This window comes from Streptomyces sp. NPDC086077 (assembly GCF_040686175.1).
Lineage (GTDB): Bacteria > Actinomycetota > Actinomycetes > Streptomycetales > Streptomycetaceae > Streptomyces.
The window spans coordinates 1-16,097 of sequence record NZ_JBFBJT010000045.1; the positions used below are offsets into that span (position 1 = coordinate 1).

At 71.6% G+C, this 16,097-nt stretch carries 14 protein-coding genes; 5 read left to right on the forward strand and 9 right to left on the reverse strand.

The window, feature by feature from the left end; genetic code table 11:
* Positions 1 to 50: 50 nt before the first annotated feature.
* On the reverse strand, positions 51 to 506 hold the full coding sequence (locus AB0O67_RS15620) for a MarR family transcriptional regulator (protein WP_365450168.1): 456 nt from the start codon (positions 504 to 506) through the stop codon (positions 51 to 53).
* Positions 507 to 600: 94 nt separating this feature from the next.
* Between AB0O67_RS15620 and AB0O67_RS15625 the strand changes: the two genes are divergently transcribed.
* Positions 601 to 2,403, forward strand: coding sequence for an ABC transporter ATP-binding protein (locus AB0O67_RS15625; protein ID WP_365450170.1), 1,803 nt, complete (start codon positions 601 to 603; stop codon positions 2,401 to 2,403).
* A gap of 43 nt (positions 2,404 to 2,446) precedes the next feature.
* Positions 2,447 to 3,298, forward strand: a complete 852-nt coding sequence (mltG, locus tag AB0O67_RS15630; protein WP_365450173.1) for an endolytic transglycosylase MltG — start codon at positions 2,447 to 2,449, stop codon at positions 3,296 to 3,298.
* A gap of 68 nt (positions 3,299 to 3,366) precedes the next feature.
* On the opposite strand, the gene AB0O67_RS15635 is transcribed toward mltG, so the two are convergent.
* The 6 genes from AB0O67_RS15635 to AB0O67_RS15660 form a co-directional block, all read right to left on the reverse strand.
* Positions 3,367 to 4,545, reverse strand: a complete 1,179-nt coding sequence (locus AB0O67_RS15635) for an NAD(P)-binding domain-containing protein (protein ID WP_365450175.1) — start codon at positions 4,543 to 4,545, stop codon at positions 3,367 to 3,369.
* Positions 4,546 to 4,678: 133 nt separating this feature from the next.
* Positions 4,679 to 5,833, reverse strand: coding sequence for an LLM class flavin-dependent oxidoreductase (locus tag AB0O67_RS15640; RefSeq protein ID WP_365450177.1), 1,155 nt, complete (start codon positions 5,831 to 5,833; stop codon positions 4,679 to 4,681).
* A 1-nt stretch (position 5,834) separates the two neighbouring features.
* Positions 5,835 to 6,869, reverse strand: coding sequence for an ABC transporter substrate-binding protein (locus tag AB0O67_RS15645; protein ID WP_365450179.1), 1,035 nt, complete (start codon positions 6,867 to 6,869; stop codon positions 5,835 to 5,837).
* A 97-nt stretch (positions 6,870 to 6,966) separates the two neighbouring features.
* The gene (locus tag AB0O67_RS15650; protein WP_365450181.1) at positions 6,967 to 7,695 is read right to left on the reverse strand and encodes an ABC transporter ATP-binding protein; all 729 of its coding nucleotides are present in this window, start codon (positions 7,693 to 7,695) and stop codon (positions 6,967 to 6,969) included.
* Positions 7,668 to 8,582, reverse strand: coding sequence for an ABC transporter permease (locus tag AB0O67_RS15655; RefSeq protein ID WP_365450183.1), 915 nt, complete (start codon positions 8,580 to 8,582; stop codon positions 7,668 to 7,670). The genes AB0O67_RS15650 and AB0O67_RS15655 overlap by 28 nt, the downstream gene beginning before the upstream one ends.
* A gap of 204 nt (positions 8,583 to 8,786) precedes the next feature.
* A complete protein-coding gene (locus AB0O67_RS15660; RefSeq protein WP_349817350.1) occupies positions 8,787 to 8,870 on the reverse strand; it encodes a putative leader peptide in 84 nt (27 codons plus the stop codon).
* A gap of 135 nt (positions 8,871 to 9,005) precedes the next feature.
* Between AB0O67_RS15660 and AB0O67_RS15665 the strand changes: the two genes are divergently transcribed.
* Positions 9,006 to 9,428 (forward strand): YjbQ family protein, encoded by a 423-nt coding sequence (locus AB0O67_RS15665; protein WP_365450186.1) that lies wholly within the window; start codon positions 9,006 to 9,008, stop codon positions 9,426 to 9,428.
* 21 nt (positions 9,429 to 9,449) lie between these two features.
* On the opposite strand, the gene AB0O67_RS15670 is transcribed toward AB0O67_RS15665, so the two are convergent.
* Positions 9,450 to 10,139 (reverse strand): maleylpyruvate isomerase N-terminal domain-containing protein, encoded by a 690-nt coding sequence (locus tag AB0O67_RS15670; RefSeq protein ID WP_365450188.1) that lies wholly within the window; start codon positions 10,137 to 10,139, stop codon positions 9,450 to 9,452.
* A gap of 156 nt (positions 10,140 to 10,295) precedes the next feature.
* Between AB0O67_RS15670 and AB0O67_RS15675 the strand changes: the two genes are divergently transcribed.
* On the forward strand, positions 10,296 to 11,285 hold the full coding sequence (locus AB0O67_RS15675; protein ID WP_365450257.1) for a pirin family protein: 990 nt from the start codon (positions 10,296 to 10,298) through the stop codon (positions 11,283 to 11,285).
* A 221-nt stretch (positions 11,286 to 11,506) separates the two neighbouring features.
* A complete protein-coding gene (locus AB0O67_RS15680; RefSeq protein ID WP_365450190.1) occupies positions 11,507 to 13,033 on the forward strand; it encodes a serine/threonine-protein kinase in 1,527 nt (508 codons plus the stop codon).
* Between the two features lie 95 nt (positions 13,034 to 13,128).
* Here the strand turns inward: AB0O67_RS15680 and AB0O67_RS15685 are convergent, their stop codons facing one another.
* Entirely contained in the window at positions 13,129 to 16,038 is a 2,910-nt protein-coding gene (locus AB0O67_RS15685) for an AAA family ATPase (RefSeq protein WP_365450193.1), read from the reverse strand.
* Positions 16,039 to 16,097: the final 59 nt, after the last annotated feature.

A 16,097-nucleotide genomic window follows, 5' to 3' on the forward strand; every position in this document is an offset into this window, starting at 1 on the left:
GCCCTTCTCACCCGAGGGCAGCGCGCGGTCCCATGCGTGGGCAAAAGGATTCAGCACTGCCCCTCGCCGCCGCTCCCGCCGTCCACCAACGTGTCCAGGAGCGTCCCCAGCACCCGCCGTTCCACGTCCGTCAGCGGCGCCAGGATCTCCTCCGCCGCCGACCTCCGTGCCCCGTGCAGCTCGCGCAGCGTCTCGCGTCCCTGGTCCGTCAGTTCGATCCGGATCACCCTGCGGTTGGTCGGATCGGGTGCCCGGCGCACCTGGCCGTTCGCCTCCAGCCCGTCGACCAGCGTGGTCACGGCCCTCGGGACGACCTCCAGCCGTCCGGCCAGGTCGGCCATGCGAGGTGGTGCGTCGTACTCCCCGAGGGTGCGCAGGAGGCGGGACTGGGCTGGAGTGATGCCAAGGATGCGCTGCTGGAGATGGCGCTTCTGGATCCGGTGCACCCGGCGGGTGAGCCGCAGCAACTGCTCGGCGAGCAGTCCGTCGGGATCGGGCGTGGTCATGCGGGGAACAATATCAGGACGCCATTCATTGTGAGTATAGGTAACAATGAGCTACGCTCCATCAGTCAGCATCGACTCATCTACGTAGGAGCCCATGAAGCCCGACCATGAACCCGCCTGGACGCCGCCTGCCGACAGTCAGGAGCAGCCCCGGCAGGTGCGCCGCATCCTCAAGCTCTTCCGCCCCTACCGAGGCCGGCTCGCCGTCGTGGGCCTGCTCGTGGCCGCCGCGTCGGTCGTATCGGTCGCCACGCCCTTCCTGCTGAAGGCGATCCTGGACACGGCCATTCCCCAGGGCCGCACCGGGCTGCTCACCCTGCTGGCCCTCGGCATGATCCTCAGTGCCGTCCTGACCAGCGTTTTCGGTGTCCTGCAGACCCTCATCTCCACTACCGTCGGCCAGCGCGTCATGCACGACCTGCGCACCGCGGTCTACGGCCGCCTGCAGCGCATGTCCCTCGCCTTCTTCACCCGCACCCGGACCGGCGAGGTCCAGTCCCGCATCGCCAACGACATCGGCGGCATGCAGGCGACCGTCACCTCCACCGCCACCTCCCTGGTCTCCAACTTCACCAGCGTCGTCGCCACGGTTGTCGCGATGCTCGCCCTGGAGTGGCGGCTGACCGTCGTCTCGCTGCTCCTGCTGCCGGTGTTCGTGTGGATCAGCCGCAGGGTCGGCGACGAGCGCAGAAAGATCACCACCCAGCGCCAGAAGCAGATGGCCACGATGGCGGCGACGGTCACCGAGTCGCTCTCGGTCAGCGGCATCCTGCTCGGCCGGACCATGGGCCGTGCCGAGTCGCTGACGCAGTCCTTCGCGGACGAGTCGGACCGCCTGGTGAACCTCGAAGTGCGGTCGAACATGGCCGGCCGCTGGCGGATGGCGGTCATCACGATCGTCATGGCCGCCATGCCGGCAGTCATCTACTGGACCGCGGGCCTCGTCCTCCACGTCGGCGGCCCCGGTGTCTCCATCGGCACGATCGTCGCCTTCGTCTCCCTTCAGCAGGGCCTGTTCCGCCCAACGGTCAGCCTGTTGAGCACTGGTGTGCAGATCCAGACGTCGCTGGCCCTGTTCCAGCGCATCTTCGAGTACCTGGACCTGCCCGTCGACATCACCGAACGCGAGCGGCCGACCCGCCTCGACAAGGTCAGGGGCGAGGTCCGCTTCGAGGGCGTCGAGTTCCGCTACGACGGCAAGGGCAGCCCGATCCTCGACGGCATCGACCTCACCGTCCCGGCCGGCGGCAGCCTCGCGATCGTCGGCCCGACCGGCGCCGGAAAGTCCACGCTGGGCTACCTCGTGCCGCGGCTGTACGACGTCACGGGCGGCCGTGTCACCCTTGACGGGGTCGACGTCCGTGACCTCGACTTCGACACCCTCGCGCGAGCGGTCGGCGTCGTCTCCCAGGAGACGTACCTCTTCCATGCCTCGGTCGCCGACAACCTCCGTTTCGCCAAGCCCGACGCCACGGACGAGGAACTGCACGCGGCGGCCGGAGCGGCCCAGATCCACGACCACATCGCGGCCCTGCCCGACGGCTACGACACGATCGTCGGAGAGCGAGGCCACCGCTTCTCCGGCGGCGAGAAGCAGCGCCTGGCCATCGCGCGCACCATCCTGCGCGATCCGCCCGTTCTGATCCTCGACGAGGCGACGAGCGCGCTGGACACCCGCACCGAGCACGCCGTCCAGCAGGCGATCGACGCCCTGTCGGCCAATCGGACGACGCTCACGATCGCGCACCGGCTGTCCACTGTCCGGGGGGCCGACCAGATCCTCGTCCTGGACTCCGGCAGCGCGGTCGAGCGGGGGACGCACGAGGAACTGCTGGAAGTGGACGGGAGGTATGCGGCGCTGGTCCGGCGGGACGCCCAACTGGAGCCGACAAGATGAAGATATGCCGGGTTTGTGGCGATATGCGGGTTACCGTGCCCGCATGCAGATGAACACTCCGCCACGGAGCACGACTCGCACGATTCGACTGACGCGCCGGGGCCGTGCCGCCCTCGTCGCGACCGGAGCCGTCGTGGCAGGCACCGCCGTGGCGGTGCCGCTGCTGACCCTCGGAGGCGAGGAGAGGCCGGCCAAGCCGGCCACGCTGGTGATCCCGGAGGGTTGGCGCGCCGGCCAGGTCTACGCCGCCATCGACAAAGCCCTCGCCCTGCCCGCCGGCACCACGAGGAAGGCCGTACCCCGAGCCCACCTCCCACTGCCGAACGAGGCCGAGGGCAACCCCGAGGGCTATCTCTTCCCGGCCACCTATCCGCTGCCGGAGGGGACGACGCCGGAGAAGGTGCTGGCCACGATGGTCGACACCGCCAACAAGAAGTTCAACGGGGCGCCGGTCGCCGCCGGTGCGCAGCGCAACGCCATGAACGTCTATCAGGCGGTCACCATCGCCAGCATCGTTCAGGCCGAGGCCGCCACCAAGGCCGACATGGGGAAGGTCGCCCGAGTCGTCTTCAACCGGCTGGAGCGCGGCATGCCGCTCCAGATGGACTCCACCATCAACTACGCGCTGAACCGCCACACGCTCAAGACGACGCTCGGCGACACGCGTATCGACAGCCCCTACAACTCGTACCAGCGCATGGGTCTGCCGCCCACGCCCATCGACAACCCCGGCGAGCAGGCGGTGCGCGCCGCGCTCAACCCGACCCAGGGGGACTGGCTGTACTTCGTCACGGTCAAGCCGGGCGACACCCGCTTCACGGCCGACTACGCGCAGCACCAGCGCAACGTCACCGAGTTCAACGCCCACCAGAGGAGCCAGAGCCCGGCACGCTGAGCCGACGGGACATCACGACCGGGCCTGCCGCGGCGTGAGCGGCCCCTTGTCCCGTAGCAGCGGAGGGGTCACGCGGCGACCGACTCCCCCTGCTCGCCCAGCTCTCCGCGCCCTCCCCGCGCCCTTCCGGCTCTTCCGGCGCTTTCGTCCCTGTCTTCCGTGTCCCCCCTGTCCTCCCTCTCCTCCGTCTTCGCCAGCAAGCGGCCGATCTCCCGCACCGCCGCCCGGCCCGCCCGGTTGGCGCCGATGGTGCTGGCCGACGGGCCGTAGCCCACGAGATGGACCCGGGGGTCGGAGACCGCACGGGTCCCGTCCACCCGGATGCCGCCGCCCGGCTCGCGCAGCCGTAGGGGCGTGAGGTGTTCGATGGCGGGCCGGAAGCCGGTTGCCCAGAGGATGACGTCGGCGTCGACGTGCCGTCCGTCCTTCCACTCCACGCCCTCCGGAGTGATCCGGTCGAACATCGGCTGCCGGTCCAGCACCCCGTCGGCCAGACCCTGCCGAACGGCGTCGTTCAGCGGCAGCCCGGTCACGGAGACCACACTCCGCGGCGGCAGCCCTTGCCGTACGCGCTCCTCGACGAGTGCCACCGCCGCGCGTCCGGCGTTCTCGTCGAACGGTCCCTCACGGAAGACCGGCGGCCTGCGGGTCACCCAGGTGGTGGCGGCCGCGTACGGGGCGATCTCCAGCAGATGCTGCGTGCCGGAGGCCCCACCGCCCACCACGGCCACCCGCTGACCGGCGAACTCCTCGGGCCCGGGATACTGCGCGGTGTGCAACTGCCGTCCGCGGAAGGTCTCCTGGCCCGGATAGCGCGGCCAGAAGGGCCGGTCCCAGGTCCCGGTCGCGTTGATCAGCGCCCGTGCGGCCCAGTCCCCGGCGGAGGTCTCGACAAGGAGCCGCCCGTCGGCGCCCTCCCGGACCGCCCGTACGTCGACCGGCCGCCGCACCCGCAGGTCGAACTCCCGCTCGTACGCGGCGAAGTACTCCCGGATCACCTCGGAAGACGGCCGCGCCGGATCGGCGCCCGTCAGCTCCCTCCCCGGCAGCGCGTGCATCCCGTGCACCCTGCCGTACGTCAGCGAGGGCCAGCGGAACTGCCAGGCCCCGCCAGGTCCGGGCGAGTGGTCCAGCACCACGAAGTCACGGTCCGGCTCGAACCCGGTCCGCCGCAGGTGATAGGCGCCGGCCAGACCTGCCTGACCAGCGCCTATGACGACAACCTCGACCTCGCGCGTGTTGTTCACATTTCTACGAACAGCGCCACGGCCGTGGATCTTCCCGCGGGGCAACCAGGGCGATCCGGGCGACCAGGGGAATCAGCGCGCGACCGATGGAAGCAAGGCGACCCGGGAAGTCAAGGCGACCGGGGACATCGGATCACCGTCCGCTCGACACGAGCAGCGGCGCACCCGCCGCCTCCGGCGTGCCGCCCAGCAGCCCCCGCGCCGCCAGCTCCGGGATCACGCCCTCCCCGAACCAGTACGCCTCCTCCAGATGCGGATAGCCGGAGAGCACGAAGTGCTCGACGCCCAGCGCGTGGTACTCCGCGATCCGTTCGGCGACCTCGGCATGACTGCCGACCAGCGCGGTCCCGGCCCCGCCACGGACGAGGCCGACGCCCGCCCAGAGGTTCGGGTAGATCTCCAACTGCTCCCGCGAGCCCCCGTGCAGCGCCAGCATCCGTCGCTGCCCCACCGACTCGCTGCGCCCGAGCGTCGCCTGCGCCGCGGCGATCGTGTCGGCGTCGAGGTCGTCCAGCAACCGGTGTGCCACCGCCCAGGCCTCGGCGGAGGTGTCGCGTGAGACGGTGTGGAGCCGGATGCCGAAGCGGACCGTGCGGCCCTCCCGGCGGGCCAGCGTGCGGATCCAGCCGATCTTCTCCGCGACCTGAGCCGGCGGCTCCCCCCAGGTCAGATAGACATCGGCATGCCGTGCCGCGACCGGCCCGGCCGCGGCCGACGACCCGCCGAAGAACAGTTCCGGCAGTGGGTCGGGCGGCAGCGCGGTCAGTCCGCCCTCGACGTCGTAGTGCCTGCCGTGGAAGTCGTACGGCCGGCCCTGCCACACCCCGCGTACGACCGACAGGAACTCGTCGGTGCGGGAGTACCGCTCGTCATGGTCGAGGTGGTCGCCGAAGCGGCGCTGCTCGGCGGCGTCGCCGCCGGTGACGACGTTGAGCAGCAGCCGCCCGCGGGTGAGGCGCTGGTAGGTCGACGCCATCTGCGCGGCGAGGGTCGGCGAGATCACCCCGGGCCGGAAGGCGACCAGGAACTTCAGCCGCTCGGTGTGCTGGGCGAGGGCCACCGTGGTCAGCCAGGCGTCCTCGCACCAGGTGCCGGTCGGCGTCAGTACCGCCTCGAAGCCCAACCGCTCGGCCGCCTTGGCGATCTGGACGAGATAGTCCGCGTCGGGGGCGCGGACCCCGCCGACCTTCCTGGCTGGGCCGGAGTCGTTCGCGGCGTACGCGTGCCGGTCCACGAGCGTGCGGCCGTCGCCGCCCGTCGGCAGGAACCAGTGGAGACGAACGGTCATGTCACTTCTCCTTGTAGACGCGGGGAGCGGTGCTCGATGGCGGCAGGTCGCCGTTGTAGCGGGTGTCCACGAACGCGCCGAAGTCGACCTTGCCCGGGATCAGCTTCAGGTCGGCGAAGGCGTCCACGATCTCCTGCTCGGACTTGATCAGCGGTGCGTCGACGGCTACCGGTACCCGCGTGCCGTTGGAGCGCTTGACCGAGGCCAGCGCCACCTCGTAGGGCAGCCCGGTGTCCTTCGCCCACACCTTCGCCCATTCCTCCGGGTGCTCGTGGACCCAGTCCTGGGCGCGCCGAAGGCGGTCCAGGTAGTCGTCGATCGCCGCCGCCTTGGGCTTGTCCCGCAGAGCGCCGGGGGCGGCCACCTGGAAGGTCAGGCCGTTGGTCACGCCCTGGCCCGTGGTCAGGACGCGGCCCCGCTTGGCCTGGAGCACCTGCGAGGTGTACGGATCCCAGACGGCCCACGCGTCGACCTTGCCGCTGGTGAACGCCGCCAGCGCGTCTGCCGGCTGGAGGTACTTCACGTGTACGTCGCTCAGCGCGAGTCCGGCCTTCCGTAGCGAGGCGACCAACTGGTAGTGCGCGGACGACCCCTGGGCGACGGCAACGGACCTGCCCTTGAGCTGCTCGGTGCCGGTGAGCTTCGAGCCGTTCGGTACGAGGAGTGCGTCGCCGTCGGACGCGCCGTGCCAGGCGGCCACGACCGTGATCTTCGAGCCGGCACCGGCCGCGAACACCGGCGGGGTGTTGCCGACTCCGCCGATGTCGACGGCCTTCGCGTTCACCGCCTCCAGCAGTGGCGGGCCGGAAGTGAAGGTGGACCACTTGATCTTGTAGTCGAGGTCGTCGAGTTCACCGGCGGCCCGCAGCAGCGCCTCGGATCCACCTTTCTGGTCACCCACGGCGAGGGTCAAGGAGTCCTTGCCGTCGGTGTCCGAGCCGGAGTCGGCCGCGGAGCTGCCTGCGCAGGCGGTCAGCAGGAGGGCCAGGGGGAGGAGCAGGGCGGCCGGGGCGAGGCGTGGTCGGCGTGGTCGCATGCTGGATCCGTTCATGGTCAGTTGCGGAAGTGGCTGTCGGGGAAGTGCCTGTTGAGGGCGTGGCCAGGCGGGGCACGCCGGTGTCGGCCCGAGGACGTCAGGCGGTTTCGACACCGAGGCGCTGAAGCAGTCCCGCACGCAGCTCGGCGAACGGGGGGTCGGCGATGTCGCGCGGACGGTCCAGCTCGATCCGCTGCTCGTGGGCGATCACGCCCCCGTCCATCACCAGAACGCGGTCGGCGAGCAGTACGGCCTCCTCGACGTCGTGCGTGACGAGCAGCACCGCGCAGCCGCGCCGCTGCCACAACTCGCCCACCAGACGCTGGGCGTTGACGCGGGTGAGCGCGTCGAGGGCGCCGAAGGGCTCGTCGAGCAGCAGCAGATCGGGCTCGCGCACCAGGGCACGGGCCAGCGAGGCGCGCTGGGCCTCACCGCCGGACAGCGTCTTGGGCCAGGCGTTCGTACGGTGACTCAGGCCGACCTCTTCGAGGGCGCGCTCGGCGACGGCGCGTTCGGGTCCGCCGGGCAGTCCGAGCAGGACGTTGCGCCACACCTTCTTCCAGGGCATCAGCCGCGGCGCCTGGAAGGCGACGGCCTTGCGGCGCGGCACCAGTACGGTGCCCTCGATGTCACGGTCGAGTCCGGCGAGGATGCGCAGCAGGGTGGACTTGCCGCAGCCGCTGCGGCCGAGCAGGGCCACGAACTCGCCCCGCTCCACCTCCAGTCCGAGGTCGCCGATGACGGCGCGGCCGTCGAAGGACCGGGTGAGCCCCTGGACGTGCACCGCCGTGCGGGTGCTCACCGGCCGGTGAACGTCGGTCGCCATTGCAGCAGCAGCCTTTCGAGAGAGCGGACGACGAAGTCGGCCAGCAGGCCGAGGAAGGCGTAGACGATCAGGCAGACCACGATCACGTCGGTGCGCAGGAAGTCCCGTGCCTGCACCATGAGGAAGCCGATCCCGGCGTCCGCGTTGATCTGCTCGGCGAAGACCAGCGCGAGCCAGGCGATGCCCAGCGAGTAGCGCAGGCCTGTCAGCGCGCCGGGCAGCGCGCCCGGCAGGACGACATGCCGCACCAGCCCCCACCGGGACAGCCCGAGCGACTCACCCGCCTCGATGAGCTGGGAGTCGACTCCGCGGATACCGGCGTAGACGTTGAGGTACAGCGGGAAGGTCACGCCGAGCGTGATGACGGCGACCTTGGGGGCCTCGCCGATGCCGAACCAGATGATGAACAGCGGGATGAGCCCGACGAAGGGCACCGTCCGCAGCATCTGCACCGAGGCGTCCACCAGGTCCTCGCCGATTCTGAACAACCCGGAGACCAGGGCGAGTCCGGTGCCGATCAGGGTGCCCAGCAGCAGTCCGCCCGCCACGCGCTGGAGCGAGGTCGCCATGGCGGAGGGCAGCGAACCGTCGGCGATCAGATCGCCGCCGACCTGGGCGATACGGCCCGGTGAGGCCAGCACGTCGGCGGTCAGCACGCCGGTCGAGCTGAGCAGTTGCCACACCGCCAGGAGGATGAGCGGGCCAATGGTGCGGCGGATCCAGCGGGGGATGCGGGTGCGGCGGGAGGAGGCGGGGAGCAGGGGTTCGAGGCGGAGGTCGGGGCGGGGCCCGGAGTCCGCGGCCTTGAGGGCGGAAGTTGTTCGTTCAGGTGATGTAGGGGAAATATCGGGTTCAGGAGAGTTGGGTGGGGCATGGCTGATGCTCATGTCTGCTCCAGGGCGGAACGGCGATACGGCGATACGGCGATACGGCGACGCAGCGGGCCGGCGACGGAGTGAGCCGGCGACACAGCGATGTGGCGACACGGCGGGAAGCAAGGAGGGAGCCCTCTGCGCTCCGGCTCACGGCAGGATCAGTTCACCCACCCCGGGCAGGGGCGGACACAGAGGCAACGAGAAGGAGGAAGGGCGTCAGCAGCCGCGGCGACACGCGGCGGAGGCCACCCGCAGCAGGTCGATGTGACCGCGCGTGGTGAGCAGAGCTGAACGCAACATGTCGCCGAACGTAGCCAGATGGCATGTTCGCGGTCAATGGCCGTCTCGCGAAGTGGACCCTTCGTATCGGCGTCCGGGCGACCGCCCGGGCACGGAGGTCGAGGTTCGATTCAGGCATGGGTCAGGATGGGACACATGTCAGACGCGTTCACCACCCGAGTCCTTCAGGTCTCCTCCGGCACCGAGGAGACGGTCGTCGACCTGACCCGTGACTGCGAGTCCTTCCTGGGGGAGGTGGCCGCGGGCCGCGACGGCCTGCTCAACGTCTTCGTCCCCCACGCCACCGCCGGGATCGCCGTCATCGAGACAGGTGCCGGCAGTGACGACGACCTCCTCACCGCCCTGCACACCCTGCTCCCCGCCGACGACCGCTGGCAGCACCGCCACGGCAGCCCCGGCCACGGCCGCGACCACGTCCTCCCGGCGATCGTCCCGCCCCACGCGACCCTGCCGGTCGTCGGCGGGCGGCTGGAGTTGGGGACGTGGCAGTCGGTGTGCCTGGTGGACACCAACCGGGACAACCCGAACCGGCAGGTGCGGTTGAGTTTCCTGGGCTGACCGAACCCTACGAGCGGCCGATCACCCGAGGGCCAACGGAAGTCTCGCCGCCAGCCCTCCCGCTGCACCCGGCCCTCCCGCCCCCGCCGCACCCAGCTGGGCCGCCTCCGGACCGGTCGGCCCCCGCCGCCCGGTCCCCACCAGCAGCGCGTCCTTGTCGGAGAACGACGCGGGGAACGCGCCCCCGGCGATCTCCTCGAGCATCGCGCGGCTCCGGGCGAGCCCCTCCGCGGGCGGCTCCGCCAGATGCGGGAGGTGCGCGATCAGGTCGAGGTGGTGCAGCGTCCACTCCAGGACGTACGCCGAGAGGTAGTCGCCCGCGGTGAGGACCTGGTCGCGCGTGCTGACCCGGAGACCGGGGTCGGCGAGCCCGGCGGCGCGCCCGGCGGCGGAGCCGACGTCGTCGAGGTGGAACTTGAGCAGCCACGGCTCCTGGTACGCCGCCGCCAGCCGGACGATCAGCGCGTCGAGCGGGTCGTCGCCGGTCGGAGGCGTGCCGGCGACCTCCCAGTAGGTCACCGCGTCGCGGGTCGGTGGCGCCTCGGTGGGCGTCGCCAGGGTGATCAGGACGTCCTGGGCGTCGATGACCAGATGGCACACCAGGTCCCGTACGAGCCAGCCGGCACAGCCCGACGGCCGCGCGAAGTCCTCGTCCGCGAGCTCGGCCACCGCCGCGCGCAACGCCGACCACGACGGTGAGAAGAGATCCACATCGGGACGGTAGTGCGGTGCCGCGCGGGCGTACAAGCGCATTCCCGGACGTCGTGGCCACCCATCCGAGTGCTTGAACTATCAACCTATTACACTTTGTACATGGTGGACGAGGCGTGGTCGCTGACCGCGTGGAATGGGCGGAAGGTGGTCCTGATGAGCAACGTGGAAGCGGAGCCCTCGGCGGTGCGGTGCGGGGTGCGGGTCGACGACAGGCAGCGCACGGCGGAGCCGCGTGTCGACGTGCTCTCCGCGCGGGAGGTCCCCCTGGGAGGCCCGCGTGCGATGCCCGTACGGCGTACGCTGCCGCAGCGGGCCCGGTCGCTGATCGGCGCCTGGTGTTTCGCGGACCACTACGGCCCGGACGACGTCTCCCTGACGGGCGGCATGGACGTCGCCCCCCACCCCCACACCGGCCTCCAGACGGTGAGCTGGCTCTTCAGCGGGGAGATCGAGCACCGCGACACCCTCGGCAGCCACGCCTTCGTCCGGCCCGGCGAGATGAACCTCATGACCGGCGGGTACGGCATCGCCCATACGGAGGTCTCGACCCCCGGTACCACCGTCCTGCACGGCGTCCAGCTGTGGGTGGCGCTGCCCGAGGAGCACCGGAACACCGCACGCGACTTCCAGCACTACGTGCCCGGAACCGTGCGGCTCGACGGCGCCGAGATCAGGGTCTTCCTGGGTTCACTCGCCGGCGACACCTCCCCGGTGCGGACCTTCTCGCCCCTGCTCGGTGCCGAGATCGGCCTCGCGCCGCAGTCGGAGATCACTCTCCCCGTGGACACCGCCTTCGAGCACGGCCTCCTCGTCGACAGCGGGGACGTCCGCCTGGCCGGCACCGCGCTCGCCCCGGCGGAGCTGGGCTACGTGCACCCCGGCGCCGACTCCCTGACGCTGGTGAACGAGTCGGACGGACCGGCGCGGACGGTACTGCTCGGCGGTACGCCGTTCGACGAGGAGATCGTCATGTGGTGGAACTTCGTCGGCCGCAGCCACGAGGACATCGTGCGCGCCCGCGAGGACTGGGAGGCGTCCTCCGACCGCTTCGGCGCCGTCGAGGGCTACCCGGGCGACCGTCTGCCCGCACCGAGCCTGCCCAACGCCGTCATCACGCCGCGCCGGAACCCTCCGCGCCACTGAACGCCGTACGAGCCGACGGCGCCCGGCGCGCCCCGTTTTGTCAGTCCTCCGTCAGCCCTCGCCCGAGGCGCCTTCGACGGTGCCGGTGACAGCGTCCGCCGACGCTTCCGTGGGTGCTCTCGACGTCCAAGGAAGCTCCCGATGTGGTGGGTGGTGTACCGCGAGGTGGATCAGCGACCTCACCCCGCGACCGTGCTGCTTCCTGCCCTAACCTATGGCGGGTGAACGCACCGGGGGACATGGTCGACGGACGCTTCGAGCTGATCGAGCGGCTCGGCAGCGGGGGGATGGGCACGGTCTGGCGGGCGCGGGACACCGTGCTCCACCGCGACGTCGCCCTGAAGGCCGTACGCCCGGACGCCGAGGCGTCCGAGGCCGTACGGGAACGGGTGATGCGCGAGGCGAGGGCGCTGGCCCGGCTCAACAACCCCTATGTGGTGACGGTCCACCAGATCGTCGAGGTGGACCCCCATCCGTGGATCGTGATGGAGCTGGTGCCGGGCGTCTCGCTCCAACAGCGACTCGGCGAGGGCCCGTTGGGACCGGCGGAGGCGGCACGCGTGGGCCGTCAGCTGCTCTCCGGGCTGCGTGCCGCGCACGCCGCCGGCATCCAGCACCGGGACGTGAAGCCCGCCAACGTGCTGCTCCGCCCCGACGGCACCGCCGTCCTCACCGACTTCGGCATCGCCGCCCTCCAGGGCGCGAGCGCGCTGACGGTCACCGGTGAACTCGTCGGCTCCCCCGAGTACATGGCGCCCGAGCGTGTCCGTGGCCACGGCGACGACCCGGCGGCCGACCTGTGGTCCCTGGGGCTCGTCCTGTACGTCTGTGTGGAGGGCGTCAGCCCGCTGCGCCGCGAGACGACCCTAGCCACCCTCGCCGCGGTCCTCGACGACCCGGTGCCCCCTCCCGTACGCTCCGGCCCCCTCGCTCCCGTCCTGCAGTCCCTCCTCGTACGCGACCCGGCGGCACGGCCCGGCGCCGGGCAACTGGACGCGATGCTCGCCCAGGTCGAGTCCGGCGCCACACCGCACTGGGCCCGGCCGACGCAGACGGTGACACCGGCTCCGCCGCCTGGACCGTTCCCGACGCCGACTCCGACGCGGCTGGACACTCCGCGTCCCAGCAGCCCGTCCCGTGGCCGTAGGCCGATCCTGCTCGCCGCCGTCTCGGCCGTGCTGGCGGTGGGCGTGGTCACCGCGCTCGCCCTCACCGTGTTCACGCCGGACGACGGCAAGGGGGACGACAAGCAGACCGTCGGAGCGCAGGGAGGCTCCAGGACCACCGCCTCCTCGGCGCCGGCCGATCCCACCCCGACCCCGACCCCCAGCGCGACACCGACACCGACACCCACTCCGACCCCGACGCCGGCCGCGCCCGAGCCACCGGCACCCTCGCCCTCCGCCCCGGCCGGAGACGGCCGCTGGATCGCCCAGCTGCACTCCGAGCCGACGTCCACGGGCACCGCGGTCCGCGACCAGCGCCTCGCCCGGGTACGCGAGTCCGTGCCCGAGGCCGTCTTCGTCCGCAGCGACGACTACGCCTCACTGCGACCGGGCTACTGGGTGATCTACGCCCCGGGTCCGTTCGCGGACGGCCGCGCGGCGCTCACCTTCTGTGCCGAGCGCGGGCGTACCACGGCGAACGACTGCATGGGCCGATACCTGAGCACCAGCCCGGCCGACTACGCCCTTCAGTGCCGGCCCCCGGCCACGAGCCCGACGGGGCGCTGTACGCGCGAGACGTAGAGGTGCGGGGTCCGGAGTGCGGGGATGCGCGGGTCACGGCACACGACGCCGCGCTGTCGCGGCCCGCTACGACCGTGCCCGCGCAGGTGCCGAGGTCACGACCGTTGCCGGGGAAACGTCTCCAACGCCCGCGCCAGCCCCGCCGCATCCGTACCGACCTTGCGGTACACCAGGGACAGCACCTGCCGAACCCCCTGCTCGGTGAGCCGCAGCTCCTTGGCAACCACCGCCACCGGCTTGCCCAGCGCGGTCATCTCGGCGGCCCGGCGTTCCTGGGCCGAGAGGGTGTCCGTCTGGGCGTAGCGGAGGGGCAACGGCCGTAGCCCCGCCGCCGAGAGCTCGTCCCGGGCTCGCGTCGCCAAGGCCTCCGCACCGCAGTGCACCGCGCATTCCAGCCCCTGGTAGAGCCGGTCGGCGGCCTCCTGCACGCGGTCGCCGCGGGACAGCGCAGCGCCGTGCCCGACCAGCGCACGAGCCAGTTCGTACGCGGCCGGCGACCGCTGGAGCTGGTCCACCGCCTCGGCGTAGACGTCCAGCGCGGCCGTCCCGCCGGTCACCTCGGCCTCGGTGTGCAACGCCTGGCCGATCGCGGAGGCCGCGCCGAAGTCGCGGGCCCGCTTGACGGCGTCCCGGGCGAGCTGGACCGCCCGGTCGGGCGCCGTCGGCGCGACGGCGTACGCGAGGTTCGACTGCCACGGGCACCAGGCGGGATTGCGCCAGGCCCGGGCCTCCAGCCGGTCCCCGAGGGTGGTCAGCACCTGCTCCGCATCGGCGTGCCGGCCCTCCGCGAGGAGCAGCTCGGAGTAGACCACGCACGGGTCCGGGTAGATGACGGCGTTCGGTGCGACGTCGCCGTAGTGGTACGCGTCGGCGAGCGCACGCGCGTCGGTGGTGCGGCCGCGGGCCAGCAGGGTCTGGATGAGGATGCCGACGGCGAACCACAGGGCCGGTACGGCACCCTCTACCTTCTCGGCGATGCGCAGTCCGTCGCGGACCAGGACCTCCGCTTCGGCGAGGCTGCCGCGCCGGTAGCGGATGTAACCGGACAGGGTGTTGCCGAGGGCCAGGTGGGACCCGCGCCAGCCTTTGGCGACGCACTCGGCGATGCCACTGGAGAACAGCTCCTCGGCCCGGTGCGGCTGGTCGCAGTACATGAACACCAGGGCGACCGAGACGGGCACCTCGAAGCCCCGGTTCTCGTCGGTCCAGCTCATCCCGTCACGCAGCGCCTCCTCGGCCGTTCCGAGGACGGTCCGGCGGGACTCGCCGCGCACCAGCGCGTCCCAGGCGCGCAGGCCCAGGATGTAGCGCTCCTCCAGGCCACGGCCCGGAAGCTGCCGGGCAAGCTTGGTCAGCCTGCGGGAACGGGCGGGCGAGTCGGGCTCGTCGGCGCGGAACATGCTCCAGACGAAGTGATCCGCCTGCATGCGCAGCCTGACGCGAGCGTTGGGGGTCTGCCGCGCTTCCTGCTCGGCGACGGCCGCCGCCTCCGCCATCTGGTCCGTGTGGGCCAGCGCCTGGGTCAGCCGGTAGACGATGGAGGCGTGCAGCTCGGGGGCGACCTCGGGCTGCGCCAGCGCGTCACGGAGATGGTTGACGGTCGACGCGGGGTCGATCAGGAAGGTCGAGGACGCCAGCTCGTTGAGGAGTTCGGCACGCTCGTCCGGGAGGGGCGGTTCCTGGAGTGCTCGGCTCAGGACCCGCCGGGCGGCTTCCGGAGCACCGGCGCGCAGGTACTCGCGGGCGGCCTCGCGCAGGCACGCGACGGCTTCCGCGTTGCCTTCGGCGGGAACCTCCAGCAGATGCCGCGCGGCAGCGGTGGGCCCGAGCCCCGCGGCACGGACGGCTACCGCGGCGGCGTTGTGCAGGCCGACACGCAGGTGAGGGGGGATGTCCCGGTAGATCGTCGTGGCGATCAGCGGGTGGACGAACTCCAGGCCGCCGTCCGGCCCCGCGGCCTTCGCCAGGATCCGGCGCCCGCGCAGCTGCTCCGTCGCCACGGCGGCCTGCTCGCTGCCGATCACCGCGATGGAGGCCGCGAGTTCCGGCGAGATGGACGTGCCGAGCACGGCGGCGGCCCACGCGAAGCGGACGGTGGTCGTCCCGAGCCGCGTCAGCTGGTCGAGCAGACCGGGTCCCTTCACCGCGGAGGCGAGACCGCGCATCGCGGGCAACTCCTCCTGAGTGCCCTTCAGCCCGTTCTCACCGAGCCGGATGGCGAGCTCGACGGTTTCGAAGGGGCTCCCTCCGGTGACCGTCCAGCATTCCTCGCAGAAGGCGTCCTCGGCTCCGTCCCCCAGCTCATGCCGGATGATCCGTGCCACGGCGACCGCGGTCAGCGGAGCCAGGGCGTAGGGGCGGTTGCCGTGTCCCTCGAAGAGTGAGCGGAACGACGCCGCCTCCGGCGGCAGTTCATCGGGGCGGTAGGCGGCGATGATCAGCAGCGGAAGGTCGGCGGTGCGCGGCGCGAAGGAGGCGAGCCAGCTCAGGGACTCGGCGTCGGCCCACTGCAGGTCGTCCAGCAGCAGGACGACGGGCCCCTTCTTCATCGTCAGACGCGTCATGACCCAGTCGAGGCCGTCGCGCACGCCGGTCGGGTCCGGAACCGGCGCGGTGCCCGCCGCCTCCAGCCCGAGCGCGGTCGCGACGATGTCGTACCAACTCCCCAGCAGCTCACGCCGGGTGGTCTCGTCCATCGCCGCGAGGGTGGGCTGCATGAGCTGGCGCACCACGCGGAACGCCAGTTCATGCTCCGTCTCACCGCCCATGCCGGACAGCACCGTGAACCCCAGAGCGCCGGCCCGGGCGCGGGCCTGGGCCACGAGCGTCGTCTTGCCGAGCCCGCCGGAACCGGTGAAGGCCAGCAGCCCGCCCTGCGGCGTCCGAGCCACACCGTCGACCGTGTCGCGCAGGTTGGCCAACGACAAGTCCAGAGCCAGGAGTTCACGGTGGCGCTCCAGCAACGGCTGGTGCTCGCTGTTCGGTTGTCGCAGCCCATTGGCCATGTGCTGTACCCGAATTCCTGTCGTCGGCCCTCGGAGGACAGCGCCGAGCGTACGCGCAC